Origin of the sequence: Sphingomonas sp. PAMC 26605 (genome assembly GCF_000241485.1) — a bacterium.
Classification (GTDB): domain Bacteria; phylum Pseudomonadota; class Alphaproteobacteria; order Sphingomonadales; family Sphingomonadaceae; genus Sphingomonas.
The window spans coordinates 2,286,189-2,301,013 of the sequence record NZ_JH584241.1 but is presented as its reverse complement, the minus strand read 5'-3'; the positions used below and the strand labels follow the sequence as shown (position 1 = coordinate 2,301,013).

At 68.9% G+C, this 14,825-nt stretch carries 15 protein-coding genes; 5 read left to right on the top strand and 10 right to left on the bottom strand.

Going from position 1 to position 14,825, the window contains the following annotated elements; translation table 11 throughout:
• The first annotated feature begins 18 nt into the window (after nt 1-18).
• Nucleotides 19-1,110, top strand: a complete 1,092-nt coding sequence (locus tag RH90_RS10755; RefSeq protein ID WP_232280338.1) for a glycosyltransferase family 4 protein — start codon at nt 19-21, stop codon at nt 1,108-1,110.
• Here the strand turns inward: RH90_RS10755 and RH90_RS10750 are convergent.
• The 6 genes from RH90_RS10750 to RH90_RS10725 all read right to left on the bottom strand — a co-directional run bounded on the left by RH90_RS10750 (nt 1,107) and on the right by RH90_RS10725 (nt 8,869).
• Nucleotides 1,107-2,453, bottom strand: a complete 1,347-nt coding sequence (locus tag RH90_RS10750; protein ID WP_010185636.1) for an O-antigen ligase family protein — start codon at nt 2,451-2,453, stop codon at nt 1,107-1,109. The genes RH90_RS10755 and RH90_RS10750 overlap by 4 nt on opposite strands.
• Nucleotides 2,450-3,676: a hypothetical protein gene (locus RH90_RS10745; RefSeq protein WP_010185635.1), complete on the bottom strand. Its 1,227-nt coding sequence runs from the start codon at nt 3,674-3,676 to the stop codon at nt 2,450-2,452. Before RH90_RS10745 ends, RH90_RS10750 begins: the two co-directional genes overlap by 4 nt.
• Nucleotides 3,663-5,915 (bottom strand): GumC family protein, encoded by a 2,253-nt coding sequence (locus tag RH90_RS10740; RefSeq protein ID WP_029625231.1) that lies wholly within the window; start codon nt 5,913-5,915, stop codon nt 3,663-3,665. Before RH90_RS10740 ends, RH90_RS10745 begins: the two co-directional genes overlap by 14 nt.
• Before the next feature lie 28 nt (nt 5,916-5,943).
• On the bottom strand, nt 5,944-6,642 hold the full coding sequence (locus tag RH90_RS10735; RefSeq protein WP_029625230.1) for a polysaccharide biosynthesis/export family protein: 699 nt from the start codon (nt 6,640-6,642) through the stop codon (nt 5,944-5,946).
• A gap of 93 nt (nt 6,643-6,735) precedes the next feature.
• Nucleotides 6,736-7,521: a metallophosphoesterase family protein gene (locus tag RH90_RS10730; RefSeq protein ID WP_029625229.1), complete on the bottom strand. Its 786-nt coding sequence runs from the start codon at nt 7,519-7,521 to the stop codon at nt 6,736-6,738.
• 64 nt (nt 7,522-7,585) lie between these two features.
• Nucleotides 7,586-8,869 (bottom strand): nucleotide sugar dehydrogenase, encoded by a 1,284-nt coding sequence (locus tag RH90_RS10725; protein WP_010185630.1) that lies wholly within the window; start codon nt 8,867-8,869, stop codon nt 7,586-7,588.
• Nucleotides 8,870-8,986: 117 nt separating this feature from the next.
• Here RH90_RS10725 and RH90_RS10715 point away from each other — a divergent pair, with 117 nt between their 5' ends.
• On the top strand, nt 8,987-10,159 hold the full coding sequence (locus RH90_RS10715; protein ID WP_081476921.1) for a nucleotidyltransferase family protein: 1,173 nt from the start codon (nt 8,987-8,989) through the stop codon (nt 10,157-10,159).
• A gap of 48 nt (nt 10,160-10,207) precedes the next feature.
• Here RH90_RS10715 and RH90_RS10710 read toward each other — a convergent pair whose 3' ends face one another.
• Nucleotides 10,208-10,567: a hypothetical protein gene (locus tag RH90_RS10710; protein ID WP_029625228.1), complete on the bottom strand. Its 360-nt coding sequence runs from the start codon at nt 10,565-10,567 to the stop codon at nt 10,208-10,210.
• A gap of 30 nt (nt 10,568-10,597) precedes the next feature.
• Nucleotides 10,598-10,831, bottom strand: a complete 234-nt coding sequence (locus RH90_RS23425; protein ID WP_157134571.1) for a hypothetical protein — start codon at nt 10,829-10,831, stop codon at nt 10,598-10,600.
• A 138-nt stretch (nt 10,832-10,969) separates the two neighbouring features.
• Here RH90_RS23425 and RH90_RS10705 point away from each other — a divergent pair, with 138 nt between their 5' ends.
• Nucleotides 10,970-11,464, top strand: coding sequence for a hypothetical protein (locus tag RH90_RS10705; protein WP_010185625.1), 495 nt, complete (start codon nt 10,970-10,972; stop codon nt 11,462-11,464).
• A gap of 53 nt (nt 11,465-11,517) precedes the next feature.
• Complete coding sequence (locus tag RH90_RS10700) at nt 11,518-12,198, top strand: class I SAM-dependent methyltransferase (RefSeq protein ID WP_157134570.1); 681 nt, start codon at nt 11,518-11,520, stop codon at nt 12,196-12,198.
• On the opposite strand, the gene RH90_RS10695 is transcribed toward RH90_RS10700, so the two are convergent.
• Nucleotides 12,129-13,202, bottom strand: coding sequence for a hypothetical protein (locus RH90_RS10695; protein ID WP_010185622.1), 1,074 nt, complete (start codon nt 13,200-13,202; stop codon nt 12,129-12,131). The two genes, RH90_RS10700 and RH90_RS10695, sit on opposite strands and share 70 nt — an antisense overlap.
• A gap of 494 nt (nt 13,203-13,696) precedes the next feature.
• Here RH90_RS10695 and RH90_RS23420 point away from each other — a divergent pair, with 494 nt between their 5' ends.
• Entirely contained in the window at nt 13,697-13,837 is a 141-nt protein-coding gene (locus tag RH90_RS23420; protein WP_157134569.1) for a hypothetical protein, read from the top strand.
• Between the two features lie 54 nt (nt 13,838-13,891).
• On the opposite strand, the gene RH90_RS24260 is transcribed toward RH90_RS23420, so the two are convergent.
• On the bottom strand, nt 13,892-14,809 hold the full coding sequence (locus RH90_RS24260) for an HPr kinase/phosphorylase (RefSeq protein WP_010185620.1): 918 nt from the start codon (nt 14,807-14,809) through the stop codon (nt 13,892-13,894).
• Between the last annotated feature and the right edge of the window lie 16 nt (nt 14,810-14,825).

Genomic DNA, 14,825 nt, shown 5'->3' with positions numbered 1-14,825 from the left:
CGTCGCGGAACGATCGCCTTGTCGATCAATACGAGCTGGAACCTCGTCAATTTCCGCAGCAACCTCATCGCGCGCCTGCAGCGCGAGGGATACGCGGTGGTCGCGCTCTCGCCCGACGACGGCCACCGCGACGCGCTGATCGCGCTGGGTGTGCGCCACATCCCCGTGAAGATCGACAGCAAGGGCCTTTCGCCGCTCCGCGATATCGTACTCGCGCTGCGCTACTGGCGCGTATTGCGCAGCCTGCGTCCGGTCGCCTTCCTCGGCTGGACGATCAAGCCGAACATCTACGGATCGCTCGCGGCGCACGCGCTGGGCATCCCCGTCATCAACAACATTTCGGGCCTGGGCACCGCCTTCATCAGGATCGGCCTGCTGACGCGGCTGGTCCGTTCGCTCTACCGGCTCGCCCTGGCGCGTTCCTCGACCGTCTTCTTCCAGAACCGGCATGATCGTGACCAGTTCGTCGAAGAGCGGCTGGTCGCGGCGCAGCGCGCCGCGCTGCTGCCCGGATCGGGCATCGACCTGGCGCGCTTCGTGCCGGCGCCCCTGCCCGCCTCGCCCTTGGTCTTCCTGATGGTCGCGCGATTGCTGCGCGACAAGGGCGTGCTCGAGTTCGCCGCGGCCGCCCGGATCGTGCGGGCCGACCGCAGCGACGCGGTGTTCCGGTTACTCGGCCCCCTCGATGTCGCCAATCGCACGGCGATCGATCGTCGCGAGGTGGAAGGCTGGCAGCGCGACGGCGTGCTCGACTATCTCGGCGAAGCGACCGACGTTCGCCCGCATCTCGCCGCCGCATCGGTCGTGGTACTGCCGTCGTACCGCGAAGGCATGCCGCGCTCGCTGCTCGAAGCCGCGGCGATGGCCCGCCCGCTGATCGCGACCGACGTGCCCGGGTGCACCGAGATCGCGCGCGCGGGCGAGAACGCGATGCTCTGCCCGGTGCGCGATGCGCGCGCGCTCGCCGATGCGATGCGCGCGATGATCGCGCTCTCACCCGCCGCGCGCGCGGCGATGGGCGCGCGCAGTCGCGCGATCGCGGAAGCCGAGTTCGATGTCGCATTGGTCGAGCAACGCTATCTCGACGCGATCGCCCGCGCGACCGGCTAGAGCGTCAGATGCCGCGCGCTGGCGGCCGACCGGCTCGGCCGCAGATACGGACGCGCGCCCGCGAGAAGCGCGAGGCACATCGCGAACATCGCGGAGATCGCCGCGGTGCGCAGCGGATAATCGACGATGCTGTGGAGCAGGATCGCCGCCGAGGCGATCGCCGCCGCCTGCGCGAACGGATCGGGCAGGTCTACGCGCCAGTTCGCCCGCACGCGCGCCGACCACCACGCCACGAACAGCGCCGCCAGAACGCTGCCGACGAGGCCGGTTTCGAGGAGCAGCTCGAGCCAGTCGCTGTGCGCGTGGTTCATGAAGGTCGTCGTGACGCTGCTGAGCGGCTCCTGCGTCCGGTAGACCGACTGGAAGCTTCCGCTGCCCGATCCGACCGGCAGATACTGACTGGCCGCGCGCGCCGTCAGCGCGAACGAGGTCTGACGCGACAGCGCGACGTTCTGGGTCTGCCGACCGAAGAGATTGTTGCCGAACGGCCCTGTCGCGATCAGCACCAGCGTCGCCAGCGTTCCGGCGATCGTGACGGCGAGCAGGAGGCGGCGCACGGCCGGCCGCTGCCGCCCGAAGGTGAGCCAGGTGGTCAGCGCGACGGGAACGCCGAGCCCGATCCCGGCGAGCGAGGCGTTGATGACGAGGCCGACGGCGATGACGCAATAGGCCGCCGCCACGAGCAAGTGGAGCGCCGACACGCTGCGCCGCGAGCGGCTCGCGCGCAGCAACGTCGCTTGCAGTGCCGCAAGGAACGGAATGCACGTCAGCATCAGCGTCGCGTTGTGATTGCCGTTGGCGAAGAAGCCGACGGCGACCCCGACATTGGTCACGTCGTAGAAATAGACACTCCTCCCGCCGACGACCTGCATCGCGCCGAGCGCGACCGAAACCAGCGTCACACCGACGATGACCGCGGCGATGCTCCGGCCGCGGAACGCGCCGACGACCGTCACGGTCAGGAAAGCGGCAAACGCTGGCAGGAGCCAGAGCAGATCCGACAAGGCCCCGCTCGGGGTCAAGGTGAGCGGCAACCAGGGGAGCGGGAGGTCGAGCAGGCGATAGCCCTGGACGACCGGGCCGCGCCCGGGCAGCATCGTCCAGATGGCAGGTGGTAGCGGCACGAGCTGGAGCAGCATCACCGCCACGAGCGCGGCGAGCAGACCCAGCGGTGCCCTGAACTGCCGCGGCACTCCGCCCACCGACAGCCGCCACAGCGCCCAACCGATCAACGGAAGAGCGGCGAGCTGAAGCGCCAGATTGGCAAGGAAGCCCGCCGCGCTCGCACCGCCGAGCAGCAGGCAGGCGAGCAGATAGGCCGGCGCCAGCGCGTGGCGCTTCACGACCCCGCGCCCGGCCGCGCGTGCATCGTCACGTCGCGAATCGTGACGCTCACCGGCGCGGGGAGATCACCCGCCTCGCCGCGCAGTGCCAGCATCTGCGCCGGGCAACTGGCCGGAACCACGACCTCGGCGGCGATCCGCCGTTGCCCGGCCGCGGCCAGGACCGGCACGTCCATCAGCTTCGCCTTGTCCCCCGACGCGCAGGCGAGCGACCAGAACAGCCGCGGCGCGGTATCGCCGCTGCCGGGGTCGACGCCGAACGCGAAGCGGTATCGGCCCGGCTTCAGGACGAGAAGCTGGCTCGCCAGGTCTCCGCTGTCGCGGCCGTAATAGTCGATCGCGAGCGCGCCGTCGCGGATATCGGCGGCGCCCAGGCTGCCCGCCGCGAGCGACCAGTCGAACGCCGACCGCTTCGGCACGGTGCGCAGCGCCGCGTCGAAGATCGGCGCATCGGTCTGCGCCGCCGTAAGCCAATAGACGCGCGCCCACGCCGCGCGCGCTACGCCGTAGCGCTGCTGCGCGACGAGACGCGCGATCAACACCGGTCCCCAGCTTTCCGCATCGCCCGCGTCGGCGATGGCGGCGGGGCTGGCGAGCGCGAAGAGCGACGCTGGCGGGGTGTCCGCGCGCGCCAGTGCGACGAGCACGTCGCGCTCGAGCCTGGGGTTCGTCGCCAGGGTGCGCCGGACCGCGTCCCGCGTCGCGGGTGCCTGGCTCATCACCGCCATCGCCTGCGCGATCGGCGCCTGCGCCGTGCTGACGAGCCGTGCGAGCACCGAAAATTGCTCGGCGGCAGCGCCATACCGACCGGTTCTGAGATATTGGTCGAGCAGAAGCAGGTGGATGAGCCGTTGCCGCGGATCGAGCCGTTGACCGGCTCGCAAGGTCGCCACGGCGTCGCGGGGGCGGCGGTCGAGCAGCTGCTGATGGCCGAGGATCAGAAAGGCGCGCGCGTCGAGCGGCGCAGCGCGTGCGGCGGCGCGCACCGCGTCGAGGGTGGCAGCGTCGAGCAGGCCGCGCCGCTGCACGATCGCCAGCGTCGCCGCCGCGAGGACACGCTCGGGGTTACGGGGGGCAAGGCGTTCCAGCGCTGGCGCGTCGGGCGCAAGCAACTGCAGCGCGGCCGAACGGACGCACAGCCAGCTCAGCAGAACACCGGCAAGGACAAGCACCCCGGCCGAAACCACATTGCGCGGCCCCGCAAACGGGTCAGTCCGCATCATGGACCATCAGCATGATCCGACGCTGTTTGTCCTTGCTGTCGCCGACATAGCTGTACGCGTCCCTGGCGCCGCCATAGCCGTAGCCATAGCCATAACCGTAGGACGCCTGCGGCGCGTACCGCGTGAGGATCGCCCCGACGATGTGTGCCCCGGCGGTGCGGACACGGTTCTGCGCCTCGATCGCCGGCCGCGTGCGGGTCCTGCCCGATTCGACGACCATCAGCGTCGCGTGGACCAGGCTGGACAGCAACGGCGAATCGGCGAGGCCGAGGATCGGCGGCCCGTCGATGACGACGACGTCGAAGGTCGCTGCGGCGTCGGCGAGCAAAGCTGCGAACCGCGACGAGGCGATCAGCTCCGGCGGGCTGGGCGGGACGACTCCGGCCGGCATGATCCAGAGCCCTTCGACCTCGGTCTTGAGCACATGCTCGCTGAGCGAGCCGGTGCTGGTCAGGACGTGCGACAGGCCGATGTTCTCGCGGCCGGTGACGAAGGCCGGTCGGCGCATGTCGGCGTCGATCAGCAGTGCGGTCTTGCCGAGCCGCGTGAAGCTCCATGCCAGCGCCCAGGCAGAGGTCGATTTGCCTTCGGCGGCGCGCGTGCTGGTGACCAGCAGGGTCTTGGGCGCCCCCCCGTCGGTCACGAACTGCATCGCCGAGGCGGTCGACAGATACGCCTCGGTGAGCGGCGAGGCGAGGTCCTTCAGCTCGTCGATCGGTCGCGCCGAGCGCACGCTGGGAATCCCGCCCAGGAAGGGGATCTGGAGCTTGTTGCGCACGTCATCGGGCGATTTGATCGTGTCGTTGATGAACTCGAGCGCGAGCGCCGCGAGCAGGCCTGCGACCAAGCCCAGGACCGCGCCGATCATCACGTTGAGCGAAAGACGCGGCGAGAAGGCGCCGCCCGGCACGACGCCGCGATCGACCACCGAAGCGACCGCCGTGCCGACACCGCCGGCGACACCGATCTCCTTGTAGCGCTGCAGCAGGGCGTCATAGAGCGTGCGGTTGGTGTCGACGTCACGGCGCAGGATGTTGTAGCGGATCAGGCGCCCGCGTTGGTCGAGCACCGACGAGCTCAGACCGTTGACCCGCGCGCGCAGGCGATCCTCCTCGGCGCGCGCCGCCTGATACTCCTGCCGGAGCGACCCGACGCGGTCGCTCGCCGCATTTCGCGTCTCGGCCACGGCCGAGGCCTGAAGCGCGTCGATCCGCGCCTTCAGCGCCACCATCTCGGGATAATCGGGCCGGAAGGTCGGGAGTTTCTGCTGATATTCCGCCTGCAACGCCGCGATCTGCGCGCGCAGCGGCGCGGCGTTCGCGCTGCTCTCGGTCGTCGAGCCGCCGACCACGGCTTCGCGGTAGCGCTGCTCGGCGGCGATGCGACGCGCCTGCGTCGCGGCGAGCGCATTGTTGAGCGCGATCAGCGAATTTCCCATCAGCGAGTTGGTATCCCCGGCATCGCCACCGTTGGGGCCGCTGCCGGTACTGATCAGACGCTGCTGCTGCGCATAGGCGGTGAGCTGGAGCTCCGAGCGTTCGAGATCGCGCCGGGTGTTGGCGATCTGGCGCTGCAGGAACTCGCGTGCGTAGGACGAGGATTGATACCGTCGTTCGAGATTGGTCGCGATGTAGGCATCGACGACGCCGTTCACCACCTTGGCGGCAAGCTGCGGATCCCGCGCCACGAACGACACCCGCACCACCATGCTCTGCGGCTGAAGGTGCACGCTGGTGCCGCCCTGCACGAAGCCGGCAGCGGCCTCGGTCGCGGCAGCACGGTCGCGATGCTTCGGGTTCAGCGTCGGGTCCGCCGCCAGGTCGAGGTTCTGCGCGGTGCGCTCCGCGATCGCGCGACTGCCGAGCAGTTCCAGCTGCGTGCCGAGGAACGTCACGTCGTTGCGGGCGGCGCTCTGACGCCCCCCCTTGGTGCTCTCGTCCGCGAGGACTTCGACCGAGGGCGGATTGAGTTCGATCGTCGCCGTCGAGCGGTACAGCAGCGGCGACAGCAGCGTCAGCAGGACGGCGCCTGCGGTGCCGACGCCGGCAGCCGCGAGGATCAGCCAGCGCCATTCCAAGGCGACGCGCCACAGCAACGCCAGCGACAGCTCGCGCGACTGCGTCGCGCCATAGCCCCCATAGCTATGGTAGCCATGGTCCGGGATCGGTGCAGCGATGCTCTGACGCCGTTCGGCCTGGACCGCCAACGGCGGGTGATCCGCTCCTTCGCCGCTCGCCATCAAATCGACACCCCCATCGCCCGAAGTGTCAAAGCGCGACGAAGAGCGACGCGAGCGGCAGAGCCTGCAACAGATCCTTCTGGGTCTTCTTCAAGCTCGATCCATCGACGATGATCGTGTCGCCGGGGTAGACCGGCGGGTCGTCCTGCTTGCCGCGACGGATGCTCACCAGATCGAAGGCGGCCGCCATCCGCTTGCCGCCGATCGTGCGGAAGATCGCGACGCGGCGCGGGTTCGCGACCTCGTCGGTGCCGCGCGCGAGCGCGATGCTCTGCACCAGCGTCAACGGGCGGATCGCCGGATAGGTGCCCGGCTGCTTCACCGAACCGTCGATCGTCACCACGCGGCTGGCGGAGTCCTTGAGCGCGACGGTAACATTGGGATCGCGCAGATAGCGCTCGTTCAGCCGCGTCGCGATGGTGCGGCCGAGTTCGGTTGTGCTGACGCCGACCGCATCGACCCTGCCGATCAGCGGCATGGTGAGGCGACCGCTCTGATCGATCGCATAATCGTGGCTGAGGTCGGGCGCCTGGAAGACGACGACGCTCACCGTGTCGAGCGGCGCGAGCTTGTAGGTGTCGTCGACGGCAGAGACCGTCGGCGCATCCGGAGCGCCGAAATCTTTGCGGTCATAAGCTATGTCGCCACCGCGCGTAGCAGCGCATGCCGCAAGCGACAGCGCCAGGCCGAAGACCGCCAATTGCCGTATCGCTTTATTCTTCGGCATAAATGCCCCCCGCCGGCGCACGTTCATCCAAACGATGCAACCTTTTACGGGTCTACATTCATCGCGAAGTCGCCGCAAGTCGTGCGGCCTTGATTACTTGCGGTTCTTTTGGCCCGCGGTGGACAGGAAGCGGACCTCCCTGCCCTCCACGACCGCGGCGCTCAACACGCCCGAGCGATAGGCGCCGGTGTCTATGCCGATGCGGTTGGCGCGCTGCTCGACGCCGTTGCTGATCGTGTGACCGTGGATCACCTTGAAACCGTGGTCGTGCGGATCGGACAGGAAGGGCTCGCGGATCCAGCGCAGATCCTGCGGCTGCTGCGCGTCGATCGGTACGCCGGGGCGGATCCCGGCATGCGCCAGGAGATAGTCGCCGAACCGGACGGTGTCGCCGAACATCTCGAGAAACGCGACGTGCTCGGTCGGAATCGCCGCGGCGAGCGTGCGCGCGATCCGCGCCTCGTCCATCGCCTGGAGCATCGAGGCCGCGACGCCATAGCTTTCCGCGCACGCGGCGCCACCATATTCCAGCCAGTCATAAGCGAGCCCCGGCTCGCCCGCGAGCACCCGCAGCAACACCTCTTCGTGATTGCCGAGCAGGAAGAGTCCGCGGGCGGGATCGTCGCCAAGCGTCAGCAACCGCTCGACGACGCCGGCCGAGTCCGGCCCGCGATCGATCAGATCCCCGAGAAAGACCATCACCGCACTGCCGATCGGCCGGCTGACGATGTCTTCGCGGATGCTATCCAGCATGGCGTCGAGCAGATCGCGGCGACCATGGATGTCGCCAACGGCATAAAGCCGCGCGTCGGGTGGCCCGTGGAAGACGCGCCTCGCCGCCACATCCCCCTTCAGGCGGCGGACCAATTTGGAAAACACCCGAACCCCTCAGCAAGATGTTCGCGGCGGCGGCACCACGCATTGTTCCCTATAGTGCAGCATGCTACATCGTCCAAACCCGGACCCCGTCGGGAAGACGCATCGTTCGGGGCAAGGCGTTCTTCAGATCGGCGACGCCGCCGCCGTCGCCGTCGCCAAGCAGCGCGAGGAAGCGATCGAAGCCCTCGAGCAATCGCCGATGCGGCACCGCGAGCACGATCAGATCGTAGCGCGCGCCGACCGGCTCGGCGATCAGCTCGAGACCATATTCGTGACGCGCCGCGTCGACGCAAACCAGCGGGTCGTGGACATCGACGGTATGGCCGAGCGAGTCGAAGGCCGCGACCAGATCGGCCACTTTGGAATTGCGCAGATCGGGAACGTCCTGCTTGAACGCTAGGCCGAGCACGAGGATTCGCCCCGCCGCGCTGCCGTTCCAGGCATGGATCGATTCCCCCACCCACCGCGCCATGCCGTCGTTCGTGCCGCGCCCGGCCAGGATGATGCGCGGCTCGCAGCCGAGTTCGGTCGCGCGGTGCGCGAGATAATAGGGATCGACCCCGATACAGTGCCCGCCGACCAGGCCGGGTTCGAACTTGAGGAAGTTCCATTTGGTCCCGGCCGCGGCGAGCACGTCCCAGATCGACAGATCCATCTTCGCGAAGATCTGGGTGATTTCGTTGACGAAGGCGATGTTGATGTCGCGTTGCGCGTTCTCGATGACCTTGGCCGCTTCGGCCGCCTTGATCGAAGCGGCGCGGAACACCCCGCCCGAGGTCACTTGCCCATAGAGGCGCGCGATCGACTCGAGAACCGCGGGTGTCTGGCCGGAGACCACCTTGGTGATGCAATCGACGGTGTGCTCGCGGTCACCCGGATTGATCCGCTCGGGCGAATAGCCGAGGAAGAAGTCCTCGCCGCAGACGAGCCCGCTCAGCCGCTCGAGTTCGGGCCCGCACAGCTCCTCGGTGACACCGGGATAGACGGTGCTTTCATAGATCACGATCGAACCGCGCCCAGCCCGCAACATGCGCGCGACGGTGCGCGTCGCGGCCATGACGATGGCGAGGTCCGGCCGGTTGGCCGCGTCGACCGGCGTGGGAACGGTGACGATATAGAAATCCGCCCCCGGGCAGGCGCGCGGATCGGTCGTCAGGGCAAGGCGCGAGGCGGCGAGACGATCGGGCGCTATTTCGCCGGTACGGTCGTACCCGCGTTCGAGCTGCGCGATACGATCGGCGTCGATATCGAGCCCCCAAGTGTCGAACGATTTGGCTAAAGCAACCGCCAGCGGCAACCCGACATAGCCAAGGCCGATGACGACGACAGACGTTTTGTCTTCCCCCAACGCCGTACTCCCCCGCTCCTCTTCGTCTTCGTCTAGCGCGTTATTATCAAACGACGAAACGCAATTTGACACGGTCCGCAGTTGCACGTCGCAGGAACAGGATCCATTGTCCCGAAGATGCGGCGAAACGGTCTACCAGCACAGCAGATCGGGGCGTTCGACGAGCTCGCCGACGCTTGTGCCGCGGTCGCTTTGCGCGGCACCGGCCGAGCGATGCCGCCGCTGCGCGATGACGCGCATCGCCTGCAGGCCGAGGAATGCCTTCGCCTCGCCAGGCGACACCGGATCAGCCCCCTGGCGCTCGCCGAACTCGCGCGGCGGATGCGCGCGCACGATCCGATCGTCGCCGAGCAGGTGAGCGAATACGCCGCGCGCCTGCGCGTCAAGGCGCTGCGCCACGCTGCGGCGCTCGCGACGCTGACCACGGCCTTGCACGCGGGAGATGTTCGGCACCTGGCCATCAAAGGCGGGGTGCTGGCCCAGCAGCTCCACGGCGATGTCGCCGCGCGCGACAGCAAGGACATCGATTTGCTGATCGATCCCGATTCGATCGATCGGGCCGCGGCGATATTGCGCGACGAAGGCTTCGCCGAAATCGGGGGCGACGACGATGGGGCGGCCGGCGATCCGTTCGCCAACAAGCATCGCAGCTTCATCGGCGACGGTTTCGAGATCGAGCTGCATACCCGGCTCATCGACATCGATGCGCTGTTGCCGCTGGGGTTCGACGCGGTGTGGGGCCGGCGCGAAAGCGTGGCGATCGGCGGCGTTTCGATCGCCACGCTGTCGAAGGTCGACACGCTCCTCTACCTCTGCGCGCACGGCGCTTCGCATCTCTGGTTCAGGCTCAAATGGCTCGAGGATATCGCTCGGATCGTGGCGATCGGCGATGCGGAAGCGATCGCGGTGGCGCGCGCCATCGCGCGGAGCGAAGGCGCGGAGGCGGTCGTGCTCGGTGCACTGGCATTGGTCGACGCGCTGTTCGGGATCTCGCCGCCCGGGGCGCCGCTGCCGAGCACGCGCGCCAGCCGCGCGCTGGCGCGCCTCTCGCAACGCGCGCTCGCGGCGCCCGCGGAGCATGCGTCGCGCCCACCGCTGCGTGCGATCCTGCGCAAGGTGCCCGTCCAGTTCGCGCTGAGCGGGGGCTGGCGGTATCGCGCTCGGCTCGCCCAGGCGCTGATCCTCGCGCCGCGCGATTTCGACGTTCGGACACTGCCCAAGGGCTTCGGCTGGATGCGACTGCCGCTACGCCCCGTCATGCTGATCCTGCACCGCAGGCGCGGCACGTGACGCGGGTGTGCGCCACGGCCGTGCTGCGCAATGGCGTTCCGCGCTAGTTCAGCGCGGGCCGGCTTCGGCGCTCCGCCGCTGGCGCCGACGGTCGCGCGACCCAAGCCGCGCGGCCGACACGATGAGCCCCGCAGGGACGATCGTGAGCGCGATGTCGATCAGCGACGGGACCGGCCCCCAAGGATAGCCGCCGATGGAATATCGCGCGAAATCGAAAGTCTCGTTGACCAGTTCGAGCGCAAGGACGATCGACAGCGGTCGCCACGACCACAGCGGCACGCGCAGCACCACGGTGAACGCCATCGTCAACAGCACGCCCACAATGAGATGGATGTCGTGGTGACTGAGCCCGGTCGTGGCCGACAGCCACACCTTGAATGCCTCCCAATCCAATACGATTTGGACCATCCCGCGCCCCCCGACCAACCGACAGGTCGCTTATCGGCGATTGCACGGCCGAGCGGAAGGCGAAACCCGTGGCCGCACCTGCCCGAACGGCGGCGGGATCGGATCGACCAGGCCGGGCGGCGCGACCGGACCACCGAGACCGGCTGGTGTGGCGCGTTCGCCGATGGCTTGACCCGCAACAGGCATCGCCCAAGCCGCCGACAGCAGCAACACCGTCGCGGCCGCCGGTACCGCCGCTGGTCCGAACGGTCTGAAGGTCGTCATTCCCCATCCCCCCGAGGCGGCACGGACACTGATCCCCTCGCTTCCGGCGTGCCGCGATGATCAGTCATCGCCCAACGTTTCGCAACCGGGCGCCAGCGGCTTGCCGCGCCATTGCCTGGCGGACTAGAACGGCGCGGCATGACGATCGCCACGCCCCGGCCACTGCGCGACGCACCGGAACTCGCCGCGATCCTCGCGTTTCTGGGCGATGTCGGCATTGCGACGCTGGCGCGCCCGCTGCCCGGGGACACCGTCTTGCCGGGCATGACGGTGGTCGGCGGCACGCTGTGCTACGACCCCGCGCGCGCTGGCTGGGTTGGCGATCTGTTGCACGAGGCAGGCCATATCGCGGTCGGCGACCCGCACACGCGAGCCGCGCAAACCGCGGTCGCCGATGATCCCGCCGAGGAGATGGCGGCGATCTGCTGGTCCTACGCGGCCGCGTTCGCGATCGGCCTGCCCGTCACGACGCTGTTCCACTCCGGCTATCGCGACAGCCCCGACTATCTGATCGACGCCTTCGCGCGCGGACACGCCATCGGCCTGCCGATGCTGCGCTATTGGGGACTGGCCCGCCGCGCGGATGAACCCGGGCCGCCCTATCCGGTGCTGCGCCGCTGGTTGCGGCGGTGACGCGCGGGCGCAGGCGCGCCGCTCTGCGCGCGCGTCTCGAACGGATCGCGCCGTTGGTACGCGCGGTCCGGCTTGTCCGCGCGATGGCGACGCCGCTGGGGCGCGGTCGACTCGAAGCGCTGTGGCACGGTGCCCGTCTGTATCAACCCGCGACGGTGACGCGGCCGGACCGGCATCCCGCGCTCTTCGCCTATGTCGCCGCGCTGCTCGGCGATCGCGCCGACGTAAGGCTGTTGTCGTTCGGCTGCTCGACGGGCGAGGAGCCGCTGACGCTCGCATGCTATCTGCCGCACGCCCGGATCGACGCGATCGATGCAAATCCCGCGTGCATCGCCCGGGCGAAGCGGAGCGCCCGTGCGGACGCCCCCACGATCCGCTTCGCCTGTGCGGACCGGCCCGACGCGTTCGCCGGGACGCGCTACGATGCCGTTTTCTGTCTGTCGGTGCTGCGGCATGGCGATCTCGAGGCGAAGCGTCCGCCGACCTGCACCGATCTCCTGCCCTTCGCCCGGTTCGCCGAGGCCGTGGACGCGCTCGATCGCTGTCTTGGTCCGGGTGGATTGCTGGTCCTGTGGGGATGCAATTTCCGCTTCGCGGACAGCCCGGTCGCGGCGGGCTATCGCGCGCTGACCGTGCCGGGGCAAAACGCTCAGCCGGGTCCCTTCTACGGCCCCGACGACCAGCTGCTGCCGATTGCCGAATCCTCCGCCTTCCTATTCGTCAAGGCAGGGTGAAGGCGCAGCGCGGGCGGCGACGGCAGCGACGCGAGATAGGGCGATAGCGAGCGATCGAGGCCATCGATCCGGCAAATCTCGGTCGGCGGTCCGTCGAGCTCGAACGTCTCGAGATGGCGCCCCGCACGATCCAGCAGGAACACCCGCCCCGCCGCTTCGTCGCGCAAGTCGCGCGCGGCGAAGGCCGTCCCGCCGACCGCGATGGTGTGCGCATCGACCGAGAGGCCACGCGTCATCAGGTCGCAGACCTTCAGCCGAGCACGATCGCTCGTCACGAGTTCGCCGTCCGACGAGCCGCAACTGAGCAGCGTGCCGTCCTCGAGCAGCGCCAGGTCGTGACAGCCCGATCCCGCGAGCGTCTCCCGCGAGACGACTTGCCAGGCGCGGTCGAGCCGCAGCACTTCGCTGGCGCGGCCGGTCTTGCCGGCCCCATTGTGGAGCAGCAGCAGGATGTCGGGTCCGCTGGCGAGCAGCGCGTTGACATGGACATATCCGCCCGCCCAGTCATTGCGTGCGGCGGATCCGAGCGGCTGGAGCGTGTCGCGCGCGCCGCCGTCGAGCGGCAGGCGCACGATGCGCTGGTTGTACGTGTCGACGACGCAGAGCGCCCCGTCGATCAGGTCGATCTGGTGACAGCCATTGTCCAGATCGGTCGCGAACACCTCGGCCGAGACGATCCGCGCGCCGACGCGCCGGAAACGGACGATCCGCCCGCGATACGTCTCGGCCGCCGGCCGATCGCCGGCCTCGAACGCGAAGATTGTGTCGTCGTGAACGCAAAGCCCGAAATACAGGCCGTGCGCCACGAGGCGGACCTTTCCCGGACCGATCGCGAACATGCCGCCGCGTGTCGCCACCAGCCGGTCGCAGCCCGACAGGTCGGGATCGACCAGCCTCACCGTCCCGGTCCGGTAGGCTTCGCGCGCGAGCGCGTAACGGATCGCGCTCGGCGCGGCGAACGGCGAGCTCCGCTGCACCCCGCCGACCGCCGATCCGTGATCCATGCCGTTCGACACCAAGGAGGCTACCCGTCCGTGTTCATGCTTCGCTTACGCTGGAGGAATGCGGACCGTACCGCAACACGCAAGGTCCGACGCGACGGCCCGTCACGCCGTATCCGCGGCGTCTGATCGCGTGGACTCGCGTCTTGGTAGCGGCGTCGGACTATTCGCCGCGGCTGGCCAAGGACCGCGCGAAATCGAGGCGCCGCAGCGGGTAGAGATGTCACGACGCAGGAGCCGAGTGCGAAATGCGGCGGCCCGGTTTGCACGACTAACGGATCGCCGACAGTCACCGCCGTGATCGAACGGCGTTCATCTTCGACATCGGCTCATCCCCAGAAGATCGCGTTGGGCCGGTTTGCTGCGAGAGCACGCGCCGTGTCTTTGCCGACTGGTTGATGCAGGCGCGCTGCTCACGGCTATGCTATCTTTTTGGCCGATAACCGAATACAGATCGTCATGCGCTGCACATACGCTATTATCAACAGGATGGTACGATGACCGTTGTCGAAGATCGCCAGCCGCGCGAGGCTTGGATCGCTCCCGAGATCAAGACGCTCGATGTCGCGCAGACCGAGCGTTTCCCCGGTATGGGTCCTGACGGCAACACGCGCTTCCCCGATTGCTCGCGCTCGTAAACGTCACGGAGCGACGCGCGTCTGGTTGCGTCCGGACGACAGGCGCGGTCTGCGTCACGACGGGGTCGAACGATGGGCAAGCACCTGTGCGATGCAGGCGAGCGCCTGCGCCGCATGGTCCCGCCGGTTCGTTTCATCGCCACCGGCAAGGGCCGGAAAGGCCAGCAGCGGCGTTTGTTCGGCAAGCCGGGTCAACTGCCCGACAAGGCGCGCGTACGCGGGGAGCGCGGCCAGCCAGCGCGGACGGAAGACGTGCGGAAGCAGTCGGGCGAGGTCGCTCGATCCGCCGCCTAAAGGGTGGTCGCCCAGCAGCAGGATCGCACCGAGGGGCAGTGGCGCCCCCGTGAAGCAGTGGCTCGGGCGGACCAGCCACTTGCCGCGGGGATCATCGGCGGCCGGCTCGGCATGCCGTGTCGCCAGCCGGGCTGCGGTGTCCGCGTGCAGCCGCATCGTCGGCCGGCCGGACGGCACCCGCATTTCGCCGCCATCGCCGAACGCCACGACGGTGAGGTCGTCGGCGACGAAACGCGCGCCGTGCGCGATCAGCCCGGCGGCCAGCGTCGACTTGCCCGCCCCCGCCCGGCCGGCGATCAACACCGCGCGGCCGCTGAGCTCGACGGTACAGGCATGCAGCGGCAGCATGCCGCGCCAGGCGACGGTCAGCGCAGCGACGGTGCTGTAGAAACTCACCGGCAATCGCCCCCGCCAATCCGATCCCGGGCAATAGCCGATCCGCTGGCCGTCGGTCATGTCGAAGGCGACTTCGTCCCCCCAGACGAAGCGGATCCCATCGGCATGCACGCTACCGCGATTGATCGCCCTGCCGCCGACGCGCGCGTCCAGCTGCGATACGCGGCGGACCGCCACCTCGGGGCCACCCATCGCCGGCGAAACCGACTCGAAGCCGTCGAGCGGCACGTCGGAGCGCCAGACCAGCCCGAAGGCGCTCGCAGCGTGGGGAAGGCGCGTCACCTGCGCGGCTGTGCGA

Excerpts from the sequence above, each read along its gene's own strand:
- RH90_RS10715 (WP_081476921.1), top strand. The coding sequence starts at position 8,987 with ATGCGGCGAAACGGTCTACCAGCACAGCAGATCGGGGCGTTCGACGAG.
- RH90_RS10695 (WP_010185622.1), bottom strand. The coding sequence starts at position 13,202 with ATGGATCACGGATCGGCGGTCGGCGGGGTGCAGCGGAGCTCGCCGTTC.
- RH90_RS10740 (WP_029625231.1), bottom strand. The coding sequence starts at position 5,915 with ATGGCGAGCGGCGAAGGAGCGGATCACCCGCCGTTGGCGGTCCAGGCC.
- RH90_RS10745 (WP_010185635.1), bottom strand. The coding sequence starts at position 3,676 with ATGATGCGGACTGACCCGTTTGCGGGGCCGCGCAATGTGGTTTCGGCC.
- RH90_RS10705 (WP_010185625.1), top strand. The coding sequence starts at position 10,970 with ATGACGATCGCCACGCCCCGGCCACTGCGCGACGCACCGGAACTCGCC.
- RH90_RS10735 (WP_029625230.1), bottom strand. The coding sequence starts at position 6,642 with ATGCCGAAGAATAAAGCGATACGGCAATTGGCGGTCTTCGGCCTGGCG.
- RH90_RS23425 (WP_157134571.1), bottom strand. The coding sequence starts at position 10,831 with ATGACGACCTTCAGACCGTTCGGACCAGCGGCGGTACCGGCGGCCGCG.
- RH90_RS23420 (WP_157134569.1), top strand. The coding sequence starts at position 13,697 with ATGACCGTTGTCGAAGATCGCCAGCCGCGCGAGGCTTGGATCGCTCCC.
- RH90_RS10710 (WP_029625228.1), bottom strand. The coding sequence starts at position 10,567 with ATGGTCCAAATCGTATTGGATTGGGAGGCATTCAAGGTGTGGCTGTCG.